A 23,152-nucleotide genomic window follows, 5' to 3' on the forward strand; every position below is an offset into this window, starting at 1 on the left:
TCGGTGGACAGGTACCACTTAACAAAACGCAACCTACTCAGATTGTAACGCAACCTGAATTGCAGGATTTTGTCATGCAAATTTCAAAAGCTTATTTTCAATGGCCGTTTAATCATGTAGCCACTTTCAATAAACGTTTGAAAACAACAGGTGGTCGTTATTTACTCGCAAGTCATCATTTAGAATTTAATGAAAAAATGGTTGGTCTGCCAGAATTTGAGGGTATCGTTAAACATGAATTGGTGCATTATCATTTGCACTTACAACAACTCGGGTATCAACATAAAGATTTAGATTTCAAAAAGTTATTGGCACAGGTCGGCGGATCACGCTTTGCACCACATTTAAAAAAAGCACGCGCAAGCAATCATTTTTGGTTATACCACTGTGAAAATAAGCATGATATTGTTCGAAAACGGCATTTTCAAGCAAGTAACTATCGTTGCGGTCAGTGTGGCACGAAGATATATTTTGTTGGTGAAATTGGCAATGAATGACAAGCTTCAGGTATAATGGTTATAGACAAAATATGAACGGGAGAATATTATGATTCAGTTGATTTTATCTGACCTCGATGAAACATTATTAAATGATGATGGGTCAATTCACCAAAAAAATATCGATGCGATTCAAAAGTTTACTCAGAATGGTGGTTATTTTGTACCAAACACTGGGCGATCATATAAATCAGTTACTGGTACCTTGAAAGCGCTAGGCTTAAATACAACAAGGCAGTATGTTGTGTCATATAATGGTGGCGCTATTGTCGCCATTGAACCTGATGGCCGAGAAGAAATTGTTGTACAGCATGATATGTCAATTGATTTAGCAAAAAGAATTTTCGAACTAGGACAAATTCAAGATGACATAGATACACATATTTATACACTTGATAAGTTATTTATTTATAATATTTCACCTGCGGATAAGCAATATATGAGTGAACGACAAGTACCGTATACGGAAATATTTAGTGATGATTTGACTTTTTTGGTTAATGAAGCACCAGTGATGAAAGTTATTTTTGAGCATAGTGACTCAAATGTGCGACAAAAAATTGCTGATACCGTGACAAATGAATTGTCTGACGCTGTTTTGTTGACTTTTAGTTCAAATCGTTATGTTGAGTTCAACCCTAAAGGGGTGGATAAGGGCGTGACAGGCTTGGAGTTAGCAGATATTTTACATATTGACCATGATAACACGGCTGCCCTAGGTGATAACTTAAATGATGCAGCACAAATCAAGGCGGCAGGTACTGGTGTCGCAGTTGCGAATGCAAAACAAGAAATTAAAGATATAGCTGATATCGTACTAACAACGACTAATAATGACGCTGCAGTCGCTGACTATATTGAAAACTATGCTAGCAAATAATATGGGGAATTTGATATCACGTATCATATTAGGCGTAGTGACGCCTATATTATTTCTGACTATTTTTATGTTGAGTGATAGACAACATTGGCCTGTCAGTATCACAATTGGATTGGCAGTCATTTTATTTATCATTGTTAATGTTAGTTTTACTTGGCTTTTTTGGCAAAAGCGTAAGCAACGCCTAAATGAAGAAGAGGATGATTAAACTTGCTTGATTTAACACACAAACCGCAACCGAAGAATCTCTTGCAAAGGGTAATAAATTTCGTTATTGTCACTTTGTTAATCATGATGGCGCCTGTATTATTAGGTTTGGCAGCCTTGCAAAAGGCCATGACATTACAAGTGATTTTTGTTCTGATAATGTTTGCAATATATAGCGCGATTGGTTACTATGCTTATCGGTTGTTAAAAGCAACGACCGTTAAGCCTATTTTCCACAAACCAAACAGTCGTCATTGGCAGCACATTTGGTTTATTATCGGTGCTTTTCTTGTCATGATATGCTTGGAAATAATAGTTAATCTTTTACGCATAAAATTAACTGGTGTTGCCACAACAGAAAATCAAACTGCTATTCAAGCGTTAACTTCAAATTTGAATGTGACGATGGTAGGTATGCTTGTATACGGTGTTTTCTTAGCACCTGTCGTTGAGGAAATTATCTTTCGAGGACTGGTTATTAATTATTTTTTCCGCCAGTCATGGTGGTGGGCAAATATAATTCTTTCCGGTTTATTATTTGCTTTTCCGCATATGGGTAAGATACCTACTAATTTGGCTGATTTACTGAGTTATCTAGTTTATATGATCATGGGAATGACAATGGCATTTGTATACAAAAAGACTGGTAATTTACAAGACAGCATCATGATTCATTTTATCAATAATGCGATTACAATGTTGCCACTGCTGATTATGGCGATTAGTAAAGCGATGTAATATAAAAGATGTCACTACACATGTAGTGACATCTTTTTGTGTGATAAATCAAAACTGCAATAATTTTTTAGGCGTTTGTGTATAAGAAACAAAACCATCTTGGCTCATATAGCCTGAGTCTTCAATCCGAACACCAGCAACGCCAGGCATATAAATACCTGGTTCAATTGAAAAAACCATACCCTCTTGCAATACGAGCTCATTACCAGCCATGATTGAGGGAAATTCATGAACAGATGAACCAAGACCATGACCTAGACGATGTACAAAATAGTCGCCATAACCTGCTTTGATAATAATATTTCGGGCAATAGCATCAAGTTCGCTAGCGGTCATACCAATCTTTGCTTGCGATTGCGCAGTAAGTTGCGCCTCTAATGTGACGGCATGAATTTCCTGAGCTTGTTGACTGACGGGGCCAAAGGCCACCGTACGGGTTGCGTCAGATGCATAGCCTTCAGTCATTGTGCCTAGATCAAACAGTGCCATATCACCAAGCTGAAGCTTTCGTATTGAAGTGGCGCCGTGAGGATCGGCAGCGTGAGCACCAAATTGTAGTAGTGTGTCAAAACTCATAGCAGGTACGCCAGATTTTTTGAGATCATATTCTATTTTTGCCACAACAGCTAATTCTGAGATGCCTTCAGATAGTGCATGGAAACCAATGTCGAAGGCACGATCTGCATCACGTCCAGCAGCAATCATATGCTTGATTTCAGCTTTAGTTTTGATGAGTCTTAGGCGATTAATTTGATTAGTAATATCCGTGATAAACGTAGCAGATGGGTAAGCTGATTGTAAAGCGTGGTAACGTGAAACTGTTAAATTATCAGCTTCGATAGCAAATGATTGGCCTTTTGTGGCATCTTTGATGTGGTTTACGAGCTTTTGCCAAGGATTTTCTTGATCTTCATAACCAAACGCTTGAAAATGCCAACCACTTTCTTTCATACTATTGACCTCTAAGGCCGGACCAAATAAAAAGGGCGGCTGTCCCGAGATAAGAACGAGTGCAAGTACGCGCTCGATGGGATCTGATTCAAAACCAGATAAGTAAGCAATGCTATGGTAATCGGTTATGATTGCACCAGTCAGTGAGTTTTTTTCAAGCCAATGCGTTAATGATAGTATCTTTTCTGTATTCATAAAATAGATCCTTTTTTTAAGTTTGTTGTTAATTGTATTTTAACACTTGTAATTATTTATTTCTTTTCTTGTAACAAACAGAAACAACGATGAAAACTTGTAAAATTGGCATTGTAAGCGTTTGCAATTTATTTTATTTTTGCTATAATTAAGAAGGAATATATTATAAGCTTTTTTAATCGAATACAAAAAAATAAAGAAGGTCAAATTATGCAGAAAAAAAATTCAGCAACAATTTATGATGTTGCACACCGTGTTGGTGTATCTTTAGCGACAGTTTCTCGTGTTGTAAATGGTAATAGTAATGTTCGTGACTCAACAAAGCGAAAGGTTTTGGATGCGATTGAAGAACTTGGTTATCATCCAAATGCCGTTGCGCGTGGGTTGGCATCGAAAAAAACCACGACAATTGGTGTGGTTATGCCAGATGTGACAGATGTTTACTATTCAGAATTAGCGCGTGGTATCGATGATGTCGCAAATATGTATCATTATGATGTTTTGTTGACTAATACGGATGAAGATCCCGTACGTGAAACAATGGCAGTTAATAATTTGGCAAGTAAGCAAGTTGATGGTATCATTTTTATGGGCAATGAGCTAGATCATGAAGTCTTAAATACGATTTCAGGCGTGAATGCACCAGTTGTTTTGGCAGGTTCTGTCGACAGTGAAAAAAGATTACCAAGTGTTAACATTGATTATGTGGCAGCAATTAAAGAAGCTGTGGGAGCCGTTATTAAAAATGGGCACGATCGTGTGGCAATTGTAACAGGTCCAGTAGAACATGCAATTAATGGTATGCATCGTTTAGTAGGTTATAAAATGGCCCTCGAAGAAGCACAAATAGATTTTGACGAAACGTTACTGTTTTCGACACATCAAGATTATGCTGCTGGCCTCCAAGTCGCTGAAAGAATCCTTGCCACAGGTGCGACAGCAGTGGTTACATATGATGACGAGGTTGCAATTGGCATTATGAATTATCTGCGGGATCACGGTAAACGAATTCCCGAAGACTTTGAAATTATTACGTCAAATGATACCAAATTCACGATTGTGACACGACCACAAGTCACTTCTATTGGTCAGCCTAAGTATGATATTGGCGCAGTCGCTATGCGCATGCTGACAAAATTAATGAATAATGAAGTCATTGAAGTCACACAGGTTAAATTACCACATACGTTAGAGCGACGTGGTACGACACTTAACTAAAATTATATACTAAAGAAATATAAACGTAACAATTGACATTTAAACGTTAAGAAAGTAGACTGGTAGAGGTAGTTTGCTTTTTATTTTGAAGAAATTTACTAGGGAAGGTTAATTTTTTAAATGGGGAAAAGACGTTATATTACAGGATTTGATGGTCTGCGTGCGATGGCAGTCATGGGTGTTATGCTATTCCATCTGATGCCAACTAAAATTGTTGGTGGTTGGTTGGGTGTGCCACTTTTTTTTGTGTTGTCAGGTTATTTAATCACGGATTTACTCATTCAAGAGTACGATAATAATCATGCCATTGCACCAATAAAATTTTATATCAGACGATTGAAACGCCTTTATCCGGCCTTAGTTGGGATGTTATTGATCAGCACCACAATTATTTTATTATTTGATCAACAGCTCATTTACAATTTAAGGCACATACTGATGACCAACCTGCTATATGTCTATAATTTTTGGGCTATTAGTAATGGACAGTCTTATTTTCAACAATTTGGTGGTGCCTCGCCGTTTACACATCTCTGGTCATTATCGATTGAGGGACAGTTTTATCTGATTTGGCCATTTGTCGTGTGGGGCGTTTTAAAATTACGTTTTAAACGCGTCTATATTTCTTTGGCTTTGCTAATAGTGTCAGGTGCGAGTGCAATTTTAATGGCTTTGTTGTATCAACCAGGCGCAATTAATCGGGCCTATTACGGGACCGATACCCGATTATTTGCCATTTTATTAGGGTCAGCCTTAGCATTTACTTGGGCATCAACACAATTACGGCCAATCGTAACGAGTAGAACACGAAATTTTCTGAATGGTACAGGGGCTATTACATTTCTGATTATGGTCTGCGGTTTTTTGTGGCTAAATGGCCAAAAAAGTGCCACTTATTATGGGTTAATGTATTTATTTACGCTTGTTATCACCGTTCTAATCGCAGTAATTGTCCATCCGGCATCGTGGTTTTCAAAAGCCTTTGATAACAAGTTTCTCAATTATCTTGGCACACGCAGTTACAGCATTTATCTTTATCAATTACCTGTATTTGTTTTTTATGAAAAATTTATGCCACATTTTAAAACATCGTTGTCAAATATGATCATTGAGGTGATCATAGTCATTGGTATCAGCGAATTAAGTTATCGTTATGTTGAACGAATTTTTCGTTATACGACGAAAATCACCCATGTCCTACATTGGTTTGAAGCATCGCGTAATCGATTTTTCGGTGGTGTTATCGTTGTTTTGGGGTTTGTTTTATTTTTAGGAAATGGCCTAACTGATTATCGCGCAGGCATCGCCGTACCAGAAACAAAATTGCAAAAAGAATTTAAAAAGAATGAAGCCGAAGTGGCTAAACGTAATGCAATAGCTAAAAAAGAAGCAAATAAATCACAGCCAAAAAAACAAAAAACAACAGCATTAACAACTGAGCAAAAAAGCATTGTTACCACGTATGGTTTGAAATCAAAACAGTATCTTGCTTTTAAAGATTTGTCATTTAAAGCAGTTGGAGATTCCGTTATGTTAGATGCGGCGCCTTATTTACAAGAAGTGAACAGCAATATGGTAGTTGATGCAGAAGTTGGTCGGCAATCTTATCAAACGCCACAACTAGTTGCTAAAATGTCTGAACACGGGGATTTAGCGCCCAACATGTTGATTGGTTTAGGCACCAATGGCGATATTAAACGTACGGACTTAGATCAAATGATGACTACTTTTGGTAAAAAACGACAGATTTATTGGATGAATAATTTTGTTCAAAGTCGATCGTGGCAAAATGAAAACAACAAAATGTTAGCAGAGGCTGCCAGACACTATCCAAATTTACATGTGATTAATTGGTTTGCACTAGCTGAACAACACCTTGATTGGTTTGCTGATGATGGTGTGCATCCAGGTCCAATGGGAGATCGTAACTACGTGCGTTTATTAGTAGAAAAAGCAAGTCAAGTGAATCATATTAAATAACGCATCTGGGGCTTTACAGGCCAATTGTATTCGCTTAGAATGAAAGAGAATACAATAATATGGAGGAAGTGTGTAGAGGATACACACGTAAAAAATAAAAATGACTAGTTTATATCAACACGGCACCTTAGCAATGCTTATGGGCAAACAAATGCAGGGCACAATCACAGCGGCTGAACTTTTAAAACATGGTGACACAGGCATTGGTACGCTGACAGGGCTCAATGGCGAAGTTATCATTTTAGAAGGTCAAGTTTATCAAGCACAAAGTGATGGTCAAGTGAACCATATAACAGATCTTGAGACATTATTACCTTTTGCATCGGTACATTTTTACAAACCAACGCAGGCATTGCCTTTTGATGCAGTTGATTTTACGACACTTAGTGATAAACTGCAAGCAGCACAATTACGCAACATTTTTTCATCTGTTAATTTTCATGCGGATTTTTCACGGATGCATGTACGTATTGCGCCAAAACAGGTACCACCATTTCCAAGCTTGCTAGAGGTTGCAACGAACCAACCGGAATTTGAAATGGCGAACGTCACAGGCACAGTTATGGGTTATTATGCGCCTGAAATATTTAATGGGCCAACAGCTGCCGGATGGCATTTACATTTTTTGTCGGATGATAAGACTTTTGCTGGGCATATTTTAGATTTCTCAGCAAGTCATGTAACGGGAACTTTGCAAATATTTGACGAATTTGTGCAACACTTACCAGTTCAAGACGCCGGCTTCCGTGCCATGGCACTTGATTTAGAGGGGTTGCATTCAGGGATTACGGCGAGTGAAGGTGGAAAAAAATAATGGGGCAAAAACCATTAGTGATTGGTATCACAGGCGGTTCCGGTTCTGGAAAGACAACGGTTAGTCGCGAATTAGTAAGACGCTTAACGTCAGATGGTTCTTCTGCAATCTTATTGCAGCAAGATTCATACTATAAAAGTCAATCCGAAAAACCGATGTCCGAACGTGTTTTAACCAATTATGATCACCCAGATTCTTTTGAGACAGACTTGTTTGTCTCGGATTTACGTCGACTACTACGTCATGAATCAATCAGTAAACCGATATATGATTATGAAACGCATACACGTTCTCAAGAGGTAGAAAATGTTGCACCAGCCGATGTTATTATTGTTGACGGCGTTTTATTGTTTAATGACGAACGGGTGCGTGATTTGCTCGATATGAAAATATTTGTTGATACAGATGATGATATTCGTTTTCTGCGGCGTTTAGAACGTGATATTGAAGAACGTGGTCGAACTGTCCGCGGCGTGATTGAACAATATTTGGCGACTGTTAAGCCAATGTACCATCAATTCGTTGAGCCAACGAAGCGTTATGCCAATATCATTGTCCCAGAAGGCGGTGAAAATTTGGTGGCAATTGATATGTTGACAAATCAAGCTAGGGCAATGATTAAAAAAGCTAACTGATGTATTTTTGATAATTAAATGTTAAAAAAATCTTGTCCAATTTGGACAAGATTTTTTAGTGTGAACGTGTTTCTTCAATAACATGACGCATCGTGTCAACAACGTTTTGCGTGTTTTTAGATAATTGTGAGCCAACAATTGTAAATAAGGTATCAATAATTGTGATTTGAGCAATAAGTGAACTCATAGATTCACTGCGAAAATTAATTTCTTCTGCAAGAGAGAGTAGAACCAAGTCAGCAATTTTAGCTAACGGTGAATCAGCAAAAGAGGTAATAGCAATGACTTTGACACCGTGTTCTTTCAGTTTTTGAGCGATAAGTAATGTATCTTTGTTTCGCCCAGAATGAGAAATAACAACTGCAGCGTCATTGTGATCAAGTTTGACTGCTTGCATCAATTGAATATCATAATCAGGATGGGCTATGACATCAAGCGGGGTGCGTAAAAATTTATGATAGGCATTAAAAGCCACAATGGAGGAGCCACCTATTCCAAAAAATCCGACACGTTTAGCTTGAATCAAGTAGTGGCTGGCAGCGTCTAGCAAATTGGGGGTTAAATTATTAATCGTAGCATTGAGTGCATTCGTAGCACCAGCAAACACTTTTTGTCCGATCGCTGCAGTATCATCGTCATCAGTAATTTCACCAAAGAAATCAGATGTTGCTGACGTTGGTGCACTGGCTAATGCAACTGAAAAGTCACGAAAAGAATCAAAACCCATTTTTTTTGCAAAGCGAGAAATGGTTGCAGTAGAAACGCCGGAACCAATAGATAGTTCTTGAATCGTTGCATCTCGTGCGCGATCAGTATTTCTGATGACATAATCGATTAGTTTATTTTCGGTTGTGTTAAATTGTTTTTTTTGAGCGCGTAGTTGCGCTATGATATTGCCTGACATATTTTATATTTCCTAAGTTGGCCAGTTAAAAACTAGCATGATGTGATTTTTAAAGCATGATAATTTTTTAATGATGGTTGAATATATTAAGTATACAAGATTAGAAAATTTTTTACAATAATAGGTTGCATTGTGTAAAAAATTTTCATATAATAGGTATGTAGCAAAAATACAAAAACATAAGAGGTAAGTAAACCATGAAGTTTGCGATGATCGGCCTTGGTAAGATGGGCTTGAACTTAGTTAAGAACGCTGTTGACAATGGGCATGAAGTTGTGGCATTTGATTTGAATGCTGATTTCGTTAAGGAAGCAACTGACTACTCATCATCAATTGAAAGCGCATCAGACATCGATGATATGTTATCAAAATTGCCTTCACCTAAGGCTGTTTGGGTAATGGTACCAGCAGGTGTCCCAACAAACTCAACAATCGATACTTTGATTGAAAAGATGGACAAGGGCGACATCATCATCGATGGTGGTAACTCTAACTACAAAGACAACTTGGAACAAAACAAGCGCACAACTGCCGCTGGTATTAAGTTCTTCGATGCTGGTACATCTGGTGGTATGAATGGTGCTCGTAACGGTGGTAACTTCATGATTGGTGGCGATGATGCCCAAGCTTGGAAGATTATCGAACCATTATTTGAATCAATTGCTGAAGAAGATGGTTACTTGTATACAGGTCGTTTAGGTTCAGGACACTATTTGAAGATGGTTCATAATGGTATCGAATATGGCATGATGCAAGCAATTGCTGAAGGCTTTGAAGTTTTGGAAGCATCACAATTCGATTATGATTATGAAGCAGTTTCAAAGTTGTGGAATCATGGTTCAGTGATCCGTTCATGGTTGATGGAATTGGCTGAAGAACAGTTTGCCAAGGATCCTAAGTTGGATGCTATTGCAGGTCGTATGCATTCATCTGGTGAAGGTCAATGGACTGTTCAAGAATCATTGGATCTTGGCGTACCAGCACCTGTTATCTACATGTCACTTGCTATGCGTTACCGCTCATTGCAAGATGACACATTTACAGGTAAAGTTGTTTCAGCTTTGCGTAACGGCTTTGGTGGTCACGCAATGGATTCAGCTAAGTAATTAATATGATGATTAATACTGTTCAATTTTTGAACAGGAGCTCCCGCTAAGGGAGCTTTTTCTGTCTTGAGTAACTATTGTCTAACGGTTAACAGAGAATTGAGGTAAAATGATGGAATATATGATTGGTGTCGATTTAGGGACCACAGCAACAAAAGCAGTTTTATTTGATGATCAGAATCAAGTTGTGACAACTGTGAGTAAAGCATATCCGTTATACCGTGATTTACCGGATATGGCTGAAGAAGATGTAGATGAAATTTTTGATGCATTAATGGACGCCTTGCACGATATTGTACGTGAAGCGAATTTTAAGAAGGACGATGTGGTTGCTGCCGTGTCCTTCTCATCAGCTATGCATTCATTAATAGCCTTTGATGATAATTGGCAGCCATTGACTCGTGTTATTACATGGGCTGATACACGCGCTGTAAAGTATACGGAAAAGCTAAAGGAATCGGGTCTTGGTGATGAAATTTATAAGAAGACGGGCACACCGATTCATCCAATGGCACCGTTATCAAAATTGCTATGGTTGCAGGCTGAACACCCCGATATTTATAATCATGCGGCACATTACTTAGGCATCAAGGAATATTTATTTCATCGGTTGTTTGGCAGTAACAAAATGGATATTTCTTTGGCTTCAGGTACCGGATTATTTAATATCTTTAATCTTGATTGGGATGAACAGGCTTTAGAAGTTACTGGTTTGCGTAAGGAACAATTACCGACACCAGTTGCGCCTTATGAATATGAAACAAAAATGGCCGCTGAATATGCGGTGATTACTGGTTTGCCTAGTAATACACCATTTGTCTATGGTGCAGGTGATGGACCGCTATCCAATTTAGGTGTGAATGCTGTCAAACCTGGTGTGGCGGCAATTACGATTGGAACGTCAGGGGCCATTCGTGTTGTCTCAGATAAACCAGTTATTGATCCAAAGGGACGGACATTTACGTACGCCTTGGATAAAGAACATTGGGTCATTGGTGGACCTGTTAACAATGGCGGCGATGTCTTTCGATGGGCACGCGATAATATGTTTGATGCCGAGAAATCAACGGCTGCCTTGCTTGGGACAGATGCTTATGATTTGATGACACAGATTGCTGCGCGTGTTCCTGCAGGTTCTGAAGGATTAATCTTTCATCCTTATTTAGGCGGAGAACGGGCACCTATTTGGGATGCGAATGCGCGTGGGTCATTTTTTGGACTAAATCATGGGCACACACGGGCACACATGTTGCGTGCGGTTCTTGAGGGCATCACGTTTAATATTTACATGGTGAGTTTAGCGCTAGAAGAGGTTGTTGGTGATCTGAAATCAATTCAGGCAACCGGCGGATTTGCGCGTTCACCTTTGTGGCGTCAAATGTTTGCTGATATTTTTGAGCAACCAGTAACCGTACCAGAAGCTTTTGAATCTGGTGCATTAGCAGCAGTGATTGTGGCACAAAAAGCGTTAGGTAAAATTGATGATCTATACGACATTGAAAAGTATGTTGGGACGTCAAATACGTATCAACCAATGCCTGAAAATTTTGAAGCTTATCGTGAGTTAGCGCCAATTTTTATTCGTTTATCGCGCCAATTACAAACGGAATATGAGAATATTGCAAATTATCAAAGAAAACATGCTAAGTAAAAATTGCTGCTTTTAAAAATGGCCGTAGTCAGTTTGATAGATGATAAAATTATCCGTTATCAAACTCGGAGCAATTGAATTGTTATATGTACTGTTAGAATAAATAATTGTTAAGGAGAAAACGCGTCGTTTGATGTACGCGTTATATAAATAACATGGAATTCGTCATGTTGATCGTTTCAATTTTGATCTTATTGCTTTTAATAGCTAAGTTCAAATTAAATACGTTCGTTTCATTAATCATCACAGCTTTCATTTTGGCTTTGTTACTTGGCATGAAACCGATGCAAATCCCTGATGCCGTGTTAGGTGCACAGGGTGTTGGTAACATCTTAGGACCTAATTCTGTTATCTTCATTTTTGGTGGCATGATTGGCCGATTAGTTGCTGATGCTGGCGGATCATACCGCATAGCAAAAACACTGATTGATTGGTTTGGTGTCAAGCGCCTACAGTGGGCGGTATTAATTGCTTCGTTTATTATTGGTATTTCAATGATTTTCGGGGTTGGTATGGTCTTGTTGATTCCAATCGTTTTTGCTGTTGCGATTGAATCGGGCGTACCGTTGTTGTACCTAGGTATTTCGATGACTGCTGCGCTATCGTCAGCTCAAGGATTTCTTCCGCCTCAGCCAGCACCGACTGCAGTTGCATCAGCACTGGGTGCTAATATCGGGATGATGTTGATTTTTGGATTAGTTGTATCAATTATCACTGCCATTGTTGCAGGGCCAGTATTTACGAAATTAGCACAGAAATATGCACCTGATGCATTTCAATTTAAAACTGAGATTGCTGCTGTTGGTCCAGTAAAAGAATATGATTTAAAAGCAACGCCGAACTTTGGCCTATCTGTGTTGACTTCGGTATTCCCATTGATATTTATGATTATTGCGACAATTTATAAACTGATTTACACAGGCGGAGTGACACCTAAAAATCCAACGTTGATGGATCAGATTATTGAATTTGCTGCTAATCCAGCAGTGGCAATGACGATTGCTTTAATTTTTGCGATATTCACAATGGGTATTTGGCAACATAAGTCAATGACTGAGGTTGGTAAGTCGCTAAATGCCGGTATGGCTGCTGTGGCTGGTATTTTGCTGATCGTTGGTGGTGGCGGCGCCTTGCGTGGTGTATTGGTTACATCTGGTTTATCCGATAAAATTGCATCGACATTCCAATCGGGTGGTGCGATGAGTCCAATTGCTGTTGTCCTATTTGCTTGGGGTGTTGCGGCAATTTTGCGTGTTTCAGTTGGCTCGGCTACGGTAGCAGGCATGACAGCAGCAGGAATTGTAACAGGTATTCTAGCTGCTAATCCGGGCAATACATTGTTGCCAGTGTTTGTGGCGTTGGCTATTGGTGCTGGATCACTTATTGCATCACATGTTAATGATGCTGGTTTTTGGATTTTTAAAGAATTTTTTGATTTATCAGTTAAGCAAACTTTCCAAATTTGGACAGTGCTTGAAACAATTATTTCTGTGACTGGATTGGTGATTATTTTAATTCTTACGGCTATATTTGCATAGTATACTTAAAACAGAATTTCGATTCTGTTTTTTTATTGACAATAAGATTAGAAAATGTTAATATTATCAAGTAACTTTTGTAAACTTTGGAGGGATGAATACATGTCAGAATCAAAACCAAAAACTGGGTGGTTTCATAAAGCGAGCCCCTCGAGCTTCGCGAGTAGTGATGCACATTTGCGAAAAACGCTAGGGGTTAAAGAAATGTTGGCACTAGGGATTGGTACAATTGTATCAACTGCCATATTTACATTACCTGGAATTGTGGCAGCCGACCATGCTGGACCGGCAGTCGCAATTTCGTTTGTTATTGCAGCTATTGTATCTGGATTGGCCGCTTTTGCTTACTCTGAATTTTCGTCTGCTTTACCCTTTGCTGGATCGGCATATTCTTGGGCTAACGTGGTGTTTGGTGAAGTATTTGGTTGGATAGCTGGTTGGGCGTTGCTCGCAGAGTATTTTATTGCTGTTGCATTCGTTGCTTCCGGTTGGTCAGCTAACTTTAAATTATTTCTTGCCTCCCATGATTTAGTACTACCACCTGCTTTGGCTGGCTCATTTGCAGCTGGGAACGGTGGCATCGTAGATATTTCAGCATTATTTGCTGTTTTGGTTGTCACATTGTTACTTTGGCGTGGCACTAATACGACTGCCCGTGTTGAAAATGTTTTAGTTGTTGGTAAAATTATTGTAATATTAATTTTTATTGGTGTTGGTCTCACGGCAATTCACCCTGGAAACTATGTGCCATTTATTCCTGAGCATCGTCCGGGAACGTCATTTGGTGGTTGGAGCGGTATCTTTGCTGGTGCCTCTCAAATTTTCTTGGCTTATATCGGGTTTGATGCCATTGCTGCCAGTTCAGCAGAAGCCAAGGATCCTAAGAAAACAATGCCACGCGGTATTATTGGTTCATTGGCAATAGCGACAATCTTATTTGTAGCAGTTGCATTGGTACTTGTGGGCATGTTCCATTATTCTAGATATGAAAATAATGCAGCACCGGCTGCTTGGGCATTATTGCACTCAGGCCATGAATTCACATCAAACTTGTTGTCTATTGTGGCATTACTTGGTATGTTTACGGCCATTATTGGTATGATGTTAGCCGGTTCACGGTTACTTTATGCTTTTGGACGCGATGGTTTGTTGCCTAGCTTCTTAGGAAAAGTTGATGATAAAGGGCTACCTAACAATGCCTTGTTAGTACTTTCTATTATTGCCATTTTAATCGGCTCTGTCTTTAGCTTTACAGAATTGGCTGGCTTAATTTCAGCTGGTACATTAATTGCCTTTATTATTGTCTCGATTGGTATTTACGCATTACGTCCGCGAGAGGGCAAAGATATTCCAATGCCAGGATTCAAAATGCCATTATATCCTGTACTACCAGCAGTGGCAGCGTTTGGGTCTGGGTTGATTTTTTGGATGTTAGATTCTCAAGCCAAAATATATGCCTTCGGTTGGTTTATTATTGGGTTAACTATTTACGCTGTTTATGGTGCTAAGCACAGTAAACTTTCTCGCAAATAAATTTTGAAAGTCCTGTGAATTCAGGGCTTTTATTGTAAGAAAAAAGGTAGGCGAATACTATGTCAAAAAATAAAGCTATTTTGGATGAAGAAAAACAGCATTTAGCTGATGCTTCTCGTGTTAAATATTTTGATATTGTTATTGATCATGGACAGGGAGCAATAATTACTGACGCAGATGGTCGTGATTATATTGATCTTCTAGCTAGCGCTAGTGCAACTAATACGGGTCATTCACATCCCAAAGTTGTGGCTGCCATTACAGCTCAAGCAAAAAAACTTATTCAGTATACACCGGCGTACTTTGCTAATACAACGACAGCGGCTTTAGCAAAACGATTAACGGCGTTGGCACCTGGAAATTTTGATAAGCAAGTTGCTTTTGGTAATTCAGGCTCAGACGCAAATGACGCAATGATTAAATTTGCTCGCGGATTCACGGGACGCCAATACATTGTAAGTTTTATTGGTGCCTATCATGGCTCGACCTATGGGGCATTATCAATCTCAGCTGTCAGTTTAAATATGTCACGTCAGATTGGACCACTGTTACCAGGAATCGTCAAAGTGCCTTTTCCAGACCAAAAGCAAAGACTGCCCAATGAATCAGACGATGATTTTTCTGAACGATTGTTTAAGCAATTTAAGTTACCATTTGAAACTTACTTACCAGCAGATGAAGTTGCGTTAGTGATTATTGAACCGATTCAAGGTGATGGTGGTATCATTAAAGCGCCACAAAAATATATGTCGTTGCTTTATAAATTTACCAGAGAAAATGGGATTGTTTTTGCTGTTGATGAAGTCAATCAGGGCTTAGGCCGAACAGGAAAAATGTGGTCGATTGATCATTTTGGTATTGCGCCAGATATGATGAGTATTGGAAAATCAATTGCGAGTGGTTTACCATTGAGTGCGGTTATTGGTCGGACTGAAATTATGGCTAGCTTAGCAGCACCTGCAAACGTTTATACCACTGCAGGGAATCCGGTTACCGCTGCAGCAGCATTAGCAACATTAGATGTCATTGAAGAAGAACAATTAGTTATGCGTTCTAAAAAATTAGGTTTATTAGCGCAAGCATTTTTTTCTCAAGCAGCCAAGCGTTACACGTTTATTGGGGATGTGCGGTTATATGGTTTAAATGGTGGCATTGATATTGTGGATGAAAAAGGTTTACCAGATAATGTGGCCACGACGAAGCTGATTTATCGCATCTTTGAATTAGGAGCAATTATGATTAGTTTACGTGGCAATACCTTGCGTTTCCAGCCGCCATTGGTGATAACAGAACAACAATTGACGCAGGCTTTTGGCATGATAGAACAGGCATTTAATGAGTTAGCGTCTGGTAAATTGGCTTTACCAGAAACTGATAATCATATTGGTTGGTAATGTGCTATAATAATTTATGAAATCTGAATATACAAAATTTTTAGGACGGCAATTAGAAATGTGTTGGTTAATGTAAAACACACGTCATGAATTTTGTGCTCTCAGATCATGTTGTAGCTGAAAAGTTACCGCGCCTCAGCGTTATGAGATATAAAGGTAAAGATTAAAGATCATTACAAATTGCGGTGGTACCACGGTCACGCGTCCGCACTTTGTTATGGTCTTTTTATGGTTAAATTAAAGGAGAAATTAACGATGAAAGAATTGCGTTCCTCAGAAATCCGTCAAATGTTTTTAGATTTTTTTGCATCGAAGGGTCATGAAATTGTACCTTCAAAAAATCTTATTCCGCAAGATGATCCAACCTTATTGTGGATAAATTCAGGTGTTGCCACTTTGAAAAAATATTTTGATGGGTCAGCTATCCCAGCTAATCCACGTATTACCAATGCTCAAAAGGCCATTCGAACCAATGATATTGAAAATGTTGGTAAAACAGCACGACATCATACATTATTTGAAATGATGGGTAATTTTTCAATTGGCGATTATTTCAAAGCAGAAGGCATTCCTTGGGCATGGGAATTATTAACAAGCCCTGAGTGGTATGGTTTGGACAAAGAATTATTATATGTCACAGTTTATCCAAAAGATACTGAAGCTAAAAAAATCTGGCAAGAAAAAACTGATATTCCAGATGACCATATTTATGAAGTAGAAGATAACTTTTGGGATATTGGTGAGGGGCCTTCAGGACCAGATTCAGAAATTTTCTTTGATCGTGGTAAAGATTTTCAAAATTTACCGGATAATGACCCAGAAATGTATCCAGGTGGTGAAAATGAACGTTATTTAGAAATTTGGAACATTGTTTTTTCACAATTTAATCATTTACCAGGTTTGACAGATAATGCCACATATCCAGAGTTGCCGCATAAAAATATTGATACTGGCATGGGACTTGAACGTGTTGTTTCTGTTTTTCAACAGGGGCGTACAAATTTTGATACGGATTTGTTTTTACCGATTATTCGGGCAACTGAGTCGATGTCAAATGGTTTTAAATACGATAGTGCCATAGATTCAGAAACTAATACAAGTTTTAAAGTGATTGCTGATCATATTCGGGCCGTGACGTTTGCAATTGGCGATGGTGCGTTACCTACTAATGAAGGTCGTGGATATGTTATTCGTAGGTTATTACGACGAGCAGTTTTACACGGTCAAAAGTTAGGCATCAAAGGTGAGTTTTTGACACACTTAGTCCCTATTGTGGGGGATATTATGCAAAGTTATTATCCTGAAGTGTTGGAGAATACAGTTAAAATTCAAAAAACGGTTGCGGCTGAAGAAAAACGTTTTAATGCAACATTAACTGGTGGCTTAACTTTATTAAATGAGGTCATTAGTCAGGCTAAAGCAGAAGGCCAGGCACAATTGTCTGGGGCTGATGCCTTTAAATTATCTGATACCTATGGTTTTCCTTTGGAATTAACACAAGAACAGGCTGCTGATGCTGATTTGACTGTTGATATTGTTGGGTATAATGAGGCGTTGCAAGCACAACGTACGCGTGCACGTTCAGCACGTGCAAATGACAAATCAATGGGCGTTCAAAATGCAGTCTTAACAGATTTGAAAATCGATTCAAAATATGTTGGTTGGTCCGTAACTGAAGTTGATGAGGCTGAAATTGTTGCTATTATAGGTCAAGATGATCAAGGAATTGATGCCTTATTGCAATCAGCTGTTACTGGTGACAAGCGACAATTAGTATTTGATAAAACACCATTTTATGCTGAAATGGGTGGACAAGTCGCTGATTATGGTGACGTATTGAATGCAGCAGGCAATGTCATCGCGCGTGTTATTGATGTGCAAAATGCACCAAACGGACAACACATCCATACAGTTAATGTGTTGTCTAATTTTAAGTTGCATGATCAAGTGAGTTTACGTGTTGATCTGGCACGTCATGTGGCTGTATCCAAAAATCATACGGCAACGCACATGTTGGATCAAGCTTTACGGAATGTTATCGGTGGTGACGTACATCAGGCCGGTTCACTAGTTGAACCAGAATATCTACGTTTTGATTTCACAAACGAAGGGCCTGCTTCAACGGCAGACTTAGAAAAAATAGAAACATTAATGAACCGTGAGATTGCGAATAACTTACCAGTCTCGTGGCTAGAAACAGATATTGAGTCTGCCAAAAAAATGGGTGCTGTTGCTGTGTTTGGTGAAAAATATGGGGCGTTAGTTCGTGTTGTATCTATTGGTGATTTTAATAAGGAGTTTGACGGTGGTACCCATGTCAATGCGACTTCAGAACTTGGTCTGTTTAAGATAGTGTCTGAATCAGGTATTGGTGCAGGTGTCCGTCGTATTGAGGCGGTCACTGGATTAGAGGCACTCGCTTTGTATAAAAACGAAGAAAATGCTTTGAAAAAAATCGCGACTACTGTCAAAGCACAAAAGCTTACGGATGTACCGGAAAAGGTGGCCGATATACAAGCAGAATTGAAAGCAACACAGCGTATGCTAGAGTCGCTTGAATCGCAATTAGCCAATACCGCATCCGATAAAGTATTTACTGATGTGAAAACTAGCAATGGCCATTCATATATCACAGCACAGCTACAAGTATCTGGAATGGATGGCTTGCGACAAGTAGCAGATAATTGGCAGGTTAACTATCCGTCAGATGTTTTGGTACTCGCTGCAACAGCTGCGGGTAAAGTCAATCTGATTGTGACGGCCTCGCCTACGGCGAACGCTGCAGGTATTAAAGCAGGGGACTTAATCAAAGCCATTGCACCAAAAGTTGGTGGCGGCGGCGGCGGTCGACCTGATATGGCGCAAGCGGGTGGTAAAAATCCTGCAGGCATTAAAGAAGCGTTTGCTGAGGTAGCTACTTATTTAGCGAAAATGTAAACAAAACGTTTGTTTTTTTACCTAATTGTTATGTTATAGTTATAATAATTAGGTATACTATAATTATATGAATCATTTCGATTTTGTATGACTATTTAATCATAAAAACTTTTAAAAGAAAGGAGCGTGTACGATGTCAGTAGGAGATGAAACAGCAATATTTGATTTTGGTAATCAAATGCCAAAAGATATTCATGAGACATTAGAAATTGTTTATAACGCCTTAGAAGAAAAAGGCTACAATCCAATTAATCAAATTGTTGGTTATTTAATGTCAGGAGATCCAGCTTACATTCCGCGTCTTAATGATGCCCGTAATTTAATTAAGCGGCATGAACGTGATGAAATTATTGAAGAGCTTGTGCACGCCTATTTAAAGAAGTAATGCGAATATTAGGTTTAGATGTTGGAAGCCGCACAGTCGGCGTGTCAGTTAGTGATCCCATGGGATGGACCGCACAAGGTGTTGAAATCATTCGTATCAATGAGGATGAAAAAGAATTTGGTTTGAAAAGACTTGGTGAAATTATCAAGGAAAAACAGGCTAAAAGTGTGGTAATCGGTTTACCAAAAAATATGAATAACTCTGAAGGACCACGAGCAGCAGCAGCGCGTGATTATGCCAAAATGATCGAAGATCAGTTTGGCTTGCCAACAGATTTTCAAGACGAACGCTTAACAACTGTTCAAGCGGAGCGTATGCTCATTGAAGAAGCCGATGTGTCACGCAAAAAACGTAAGCAAGTAATAGATAAAATTGCTGCCGAGTTTATTTTGCAAAACTATTTGGATGCTAATGGTAAATTAACAAAATAAGTAAAAACAACGTTTCTATACGAAACGTTGTTTTTACGTTATAATAAAGTTATTAACTTTGAAGGGAATGCGTGAGCGAGTTACTTCAGTAATCTGCTTGCGCGCTAATAATTATGGCAAATCAAAACGAGATTCAAAACATCACATTGGTTGACGAAAATGGGGATGAGACACTGTACGAGATATTATTCACATTTCACTCTGATGAGTATAGCAAAGATTATATTTTGCTTGTTCCAGAAGGTGTTGAAGATGATGAAGAAGTTGATATTCAAGCATACATCTTTAATCCTGATGAAAATGGGGATGCAACCGAAGAAGACTTGATTCAAATTGAAGATGATAAAGAATGGGACATGGTCGAAGAAGTTTTGAATACATTTTTAGATGATGATAACAATTTTGAATAACTCATGAAGACGCAGCTTGCGTTTTTTTTATTATAAAAAATTAATAGCTTAACTGCTTATCAAGTGATAAACTAGATAATGAAGATGAGACAGAAGATAAGTAATAATCCGCCGTATCTTTGATTATTTAAAAATGGATGATGGGTGTCTTGTCAGTCAAGATAAGTGCTGGTCATAACTTTGGAGGAACGCATGGTTACATTAGTAGGCATTCTGGATTTAGCAAGATTTCAGTTTGCGATGACGACGATATTTCACTTTTTTTTCGTGCCTATGTCAATTGGCTTGGGTGTTGTGGTATCAGTTATGGAAACGTTATATGTCATCAAAAAAGATGAGATGTACAAGCAAATGGCACAATTTTGGGGCAAAATATTCTTACTGAGTTTTGCTGTTGGTGTTGTGACAGGATTAATTCAAGAATTTCAATTTGGCATGAATTGGTCTGCATATTCACGATATGTCGGCGATATATTTGGGTCTTTGTTGGCCATAGAAGCGTTGGTAGCATTTTTTGCTGAATCAACGTTTATCGGTTTATGGTCATTTACGTGGGATCGATTTAAACCAGGCGTACACGTTTTGTTTATTTGGATCACGACAATTGGATCGGCATTATCGTCATTATGGATTTTAGCGGCAAATTCATTTATGCAAAACCCCGTTGGTTATGCCATTGATAATCATATGGGGCGTGCGCAGTTAGTCAGTTTTAGTGCGTTGCTCAAAAATAAACAATTATGGGTGCAATTTCCCCACGTCGTTGTAGGGACGCTAGTAACCGCTGGTTTCTTAGTTGCTGGTATGTCCGCATTTAAATTGTTAAAATTGAAAAAAGGCGATAGTCAAATTCTTTTTTTCAGAAAATCAATTAATATTGCTTTGGTTATTGGTATGATTGGGATAGCTGGTGCGCTAGTGACAGGTGATCGGCATGCTTTTGATTTGCAATCTATGCAACCTATGAAGTACGCTGCAATGGAAGGTGTCGATAAGACAATTAAGTCATCTGACAGAAAAGACAAAGCTCAGCCATGGTCTCTTATTTCTGTGACCAATCCTGATACACACAAGGTTATTGCAAAAATCGAAATTCCATATGTACTATCAATATTAGGTCATCATTCACTAACTGGTGGTGACACAATTGGGACAACAGAACTTGAAAAACAATTTCAAAAGAAGTACGGTAAGGCACACGGCGATATTAAAAATTATTACGTACCTGAAAATACACTATTTTATGCATTCCGTGTCATGGCTGTCGGTGCGGGTGGACTGTTAATGCTTGCAGTAGTTGCTCTATGGATGAATCGTAAAAAGTCTCAGCTTATTTTAACGCAACGTTGGTTTTTATGGATTTTAGGTATTGCAATCTATGTACCGTTTGCTGTAAACACGGCCGGATGGTTAGTGACAGAACTAGGGCGTTATCCTTGGGTTGTCTATGGCTTGATGCCAATTAGTGATGCAGTGTCACCGAATGTTTCGGTAGCTTCACTCTTGATTTCTAATATCATATACTTCTTAACTTTTGCAGTTATTGGTGGTGTGATGATTTGGTTAGCGCGTCGGGTGTTGCATGCGGGGCCATTCGCTGAAGAAGAGGAACAATTATCACAAAATGATCCCTATAATCATTTATCGGAAGGGGGTGAAGCTTAATGAGTACTTTAGAAATTGTTTGGTTTGTTTTGATTGGCGTTTTGTGGGCAGGTTTCTTCTTTTTGGAAGGCTTTGATTTTGGTATTGGGATGCAATTTGTCCTGAATGCTCGTGATCAAAAAGATCGTGAAGCTTTATACCAAGCCATTGGTCCCAACTGGGATGCCAACGAAGTGTGGTTAGTAACTGCAGGTGGTGCAATGTTTGCAGCATTTCCGTATTGGTATGCCTCATTATTTTCTGGGTTTTATCTCATGTTGTTCATTGTTTTAATCTCATTGATTTATCGTGGTGTATCTTTTGAATTTCGTGAGCAAATGCCAACGATTCAAGGCACGCAGATTTGGGAACGCCTAATTGCTTTAACATCGTTTTTGGTACCGTTTGTCTTAGGAATGATTTTTACAGCGATGGTATCTGGTACACCAATGGACGCACGTGGTGATTTGTCAGCTGGATTCTTTGATTATGTGACACCATTTACCTTGGTTGGTGGCGTGGCAGTGTCATTAATGAGTTATGTCCATGGTTTGAATTACACACGTTTGCGTATTGAAGGCGATTTACGTCAGCGTGCGTTAACACAGTTGAAATATCTCTATCCGATTTTATTGGTTGGTGAAGCACTATTTGCCGTGTTACTGTTCTTCTACACGGATTTCATTCAAGAAAAGACAGTATTAACGTTGACTATTTTGGTAGTTATTGTTTTGACAACTGTTGTTGGTTGGTGGTTAGCTCTTAAAAATAAACAAGAGATTGTACCGTTTATTTTATCTGGATTGGCTTTGGTTGAAGTGGTCACGTTGTTGTTTGCTGGCTTGTTCCCGCGTGTCATGGTTGCAAATAATCCATTGCATAGTTTAACTATCCTGACAGCGTCATCATCAGCTTATACATTGAAAGTCATGACAATTGTTGTGATCATATCTTTGCCTGTCACACTTGCTTATCAAATCTGGAGTTTCTGGGTTTTCCGTAAGCGTATCGTGTCACACAAAGTGATAGAATAAAATGAGTAAAAGCGTTTACAATTGTAAGTAGACGTTTTTTATTTTACAATGTATTAAGCAAAGAAAATGA

21 protein-coding genes are annotated in these 23,152 nt (G+C 38.8%); 19 read left to right on the forward strand and 2 right to left on the reverse strand.

Annotated elements, in window-relative coordinates:
• Positions 1-41: 41 nt before the first annotated feature.
• The 4 genes from AB3K24_RS03020 to AB3K24_RS03035 are packed head-to-tail and all read left to right on the forward strand — an operon-like array spanning position 42 to position 2,322.
• On the forward strand, positions 42-497 hold the full coding sequence (locus tag AB3K24_RS03020; protein ID WP_367975554.1) for a SprT family protein: 456 nt from the start codon (positions 42-44) through the stop codon (positions 495-497).
• Between the two features lie 49 nt (positions 498-546).
• Entirely contained in the window at positions 547-1,377 is an 831-nt protein-coding gene (locus tag AB3K24_RS03025; protein WP_367973731.1) for a Cof-type HAD-IIB family hydrolase, read from the forward strand.
• 1 nt (position 1,378) lies between these two features.
• Positions 1,379-1,585 (forward strand): hypothetical protein, encoded by a 207-nt coding sequence (locus AB3K24_RS03030; protein ID WP_367973732.1) that lies wholly within the window; start codon positions 1,379-1,381, stop codon positions 1,583-1,585.
• Positions 1,586-1,587: 2 nt separating this feature from the next.
• Entirely contained in the window at positions 1,588-2,322 is a 735-nt protein-coding gene (locus AB3K24_RS03035; protein ID WP_367973733.1) for a CPBP family intramembrane glutamic endopeptidase, read from the forward strand.
• 48 nt (positions 2,323-2,370) lie between these two features.
• On the opposite strand, the gene AB3K24_RS03040 is transcribed toward AB3K24_RS03035, so the two are convergent.
• Entirely contained in the window at positions 2,371-3,468 is a 1,098-nt protein-coding gene (locus tag AB3K24_RS03040; protein ID WP_367973734.1) for an aminopeptidase P family protein, read from the reverse strand.
• Positions 3,469-3,678: 210 nt separating this feature from the next.
• Between AB3K24_RS03040 and ccpA the strand changes: the two genes are divergently transcribed.
• The 4 genes from ccpA to udk all read left to right on the forward strand — a co-directional run bounded on the left by ccpA (position 3,679) and on the right by udk (position 8,115).
• Positions 3,679-4,686, forward strand: coding sequence for a catabolite control protein A (gene ccpA / locus AB3K24_RS03045; protein ID WP_367973735.1), 1,008 nt, complete (start codon positions 3,679-3,681; stop codon positions 4,684-4,686).
• Positions 4,687-4,806: 120 nt separating this feature from the next.
• Positions 4,807-6,666 (forward strand): acyltransferase family protein, encoded by a 1,860-nt coding sequence (locus AB3K24_RS03050; RefSeq protein WP_367973736.1) that lies wholly within the window; start codon positions 4,807-4,809, stop codon positions 6,664-6,666.
• Between the two features lie 100 nt (positions 6,667-6,766).
• Positions 6,767-7,480, forward strand: coding sequence for an acetolactate decarboxylase (gene budA, locus AB3K24_RS03055; RefSeq protein WP_367973737.1), 714 nt, complete (start codon positions 6,767-6,769; stop codon positions 7,478-7,480).
• Positions 7,480-8,115, forward strand: coding sequence for a uridine kinase (gene udk, locus AB3K24_RS03060; RefSeq protein WP_367973738.1), 636 nt, complete (start codon positions 7,480-7,482; stop codon positions 8,113-8,115). Before budA ends, udk begins: the two co-directional genes overlap by 1 nt.
• A gap of 55 nt (positions 8,116-8,170) precedes the next feature.
• Here the strand turns inward: udk and AB3K24_RS03065 are convergent, their stop codons facing one another.
• Positions 8,171-9,019, reverse strand: a complete 849-nt coding sequence (locus AB3K24_RS03065) for a MurR/RpiR family transcriptional regulator (protein WP_367973739.1) — start codon at positions 9,017-9,019, stop codon at positions 8,171-8,173.
• 197 nt (positions 9,020-9,216) lie between these two features.
• Between AB3K24_RS03065 and gnd the strand changes: the two genes are divergently transcribed.
• The 11 genes from gnd (at position 9,217) to cydB (ending at position 23,082) form a co-directional block, all read left to right on the forward strand.
• Positions 9,217-10,125, forward strand: a complete 909-nt coding sequence (gene gnd / locus AB3K24_RS03070) for a phosphogluconate dehydrogenase (NAD(+)-dependent, decarboxylating) (RefSeq protein ID WP_367973740.1) — start codon at positions 9,217-9,219, stop codon at positions 10,123-10,125.
• A 112-nt stretch (positions 10,126-10,237) separates the two neighbouring features.
• Positions 10,238-11,776 carry a gluconokinase gene (gene gntK / locus AB3K24_RS03075; RefSeq protein ID WP_367975556.1) on the forward strand — a complete coding sequence of 513 codons (1,539 nt, stop codon included), beginning with the start codon at positions 10,238-10,240 and terminating at the stop codon, positions 11,774-11,776.
• A 155-nt stretch (positions 11,777-11,931) separates the two neighbouring features.
• Positions 11,932-13,314 (forward strand): gluconate:H+ symporter, encoded by a 1,383-nt coding sequence (locus AB3K24_RS03080; RefSeq protein WP_367973741.1) that lies wholly within the window; start codon positions 11,932-11,934, stop codon positions 13,312-13,314.
• A 102-nt stretch (positions 13,315-13,416) separates the two neighbouring features.
• Entirely contained in the window at positions 13,417-14,847 is a 1,431-nt protein-coding gene (locus AB3K24_RS03085) for an APC family permease (protein WP_367973742.1), read from the forward strand.
• Positions 14,848-14,906: 59 nt separating this feature from the next.
• Positions 14,907-16,241, forward strand: coding sequence for an aspartate aminotransferase family protein (locus AB3K24_RS03090; RefSeq protein WP_367973743.1), 1,335 nt, complete (start codon positions 14,907-14,909; stop codon positions 16,239-16,241).
• 255 nt (positions 16,242-16,496) lie between these two features.
• On the forward strand, positions 16,497-19,178 hold the full coding sequence (alaS, locus tag AB3K24_RS03095) for an alanine--tRNA ligase (protein WP_367973744.1): 2,682 nt from the start codon (positions 16,497-16,499) through the stop codon (positions 19,176-19,178).
• 133 nt (positions 19,179-19,311) lie between these two features.
• A complete protein-coding gene (locus AB3K24_RS03100) occupies positions 19,312-19,563 on the forward strand; it encodes an IreB family regulatory phosphoprotein (protein ID WP_220740293.1) in 252 nt (83 codons plus the stop codon).
• Positions 19,563-19,994 carry a Holliday junction resolvase RuvX gene (gene ruvX / locus AB3K24_RS03105; protein ID WP_367973745.1) on the forward strand — a complete coding sequence of 144 codons (432 nt, stop codon included), beginning with the start codon at positions 19,563-19,565 and terminating at the stop codon, positions 19,992-19,994. The genes AB3K24_RS03100 and ruvX overlap by 1 nt, the downstream gene beginning before the upstream one ends.
• 113 nt (positions 19,995-20,107) lie before the next feature.
• Positions 20,108-20,404, forward strand: coding sequence for a DUF1292 domain-containing protein (locus AB3K24_RS03110; RefSeq protein ID WP_367973746.1), 297 nt, complete (start codon positions 20,108-20,110; stop codon positions 20,402-20,404).
• A 192-nt stretch (positions 20,405-20,596) separates the two neighbouring features.
• Positions 20,597-22,069 (forward strand): cytochrome ubiquinol oxidase subunit I, encoded by a 1,473-nt coding sequence (locus AB3K24_RS03115; RefSeq protein ID WP_367973747.1) that lies wholly within the window; start codon positions 20,597-20,599, stop codon positions 22,067-22,069.
• Positions 22,069-23,082 carry a cytochrome d ubiquinol oxidase subunit II gene (gene cydB, locus AB3K24_RS03120; protein WP_367973748.1) on the forward strand — a complete coding sequence of 338 codons (1,014 nt, stop codon included), beginning with the start codon at positions 22,069-22,071 and terminating at the stop codon, positions 23,080-23,082. The genes AB3K24_RS03115 and cydB overlap by 1 nt, the downstream gene beginning before the upstream one ends.
• The last annotated feature ends 70 nt before the right edge of the window (positions 23,083-23,152 follow it).

The organism is Leuconostoc aquikimchii (genome assembly GCF_040838325.1).
GTDB lineage: Bacteria > Bacillota > Bacilli > Lactobacillales > Lactobacillaceae > Leuconostoc > Leuconostoc aquikimchii.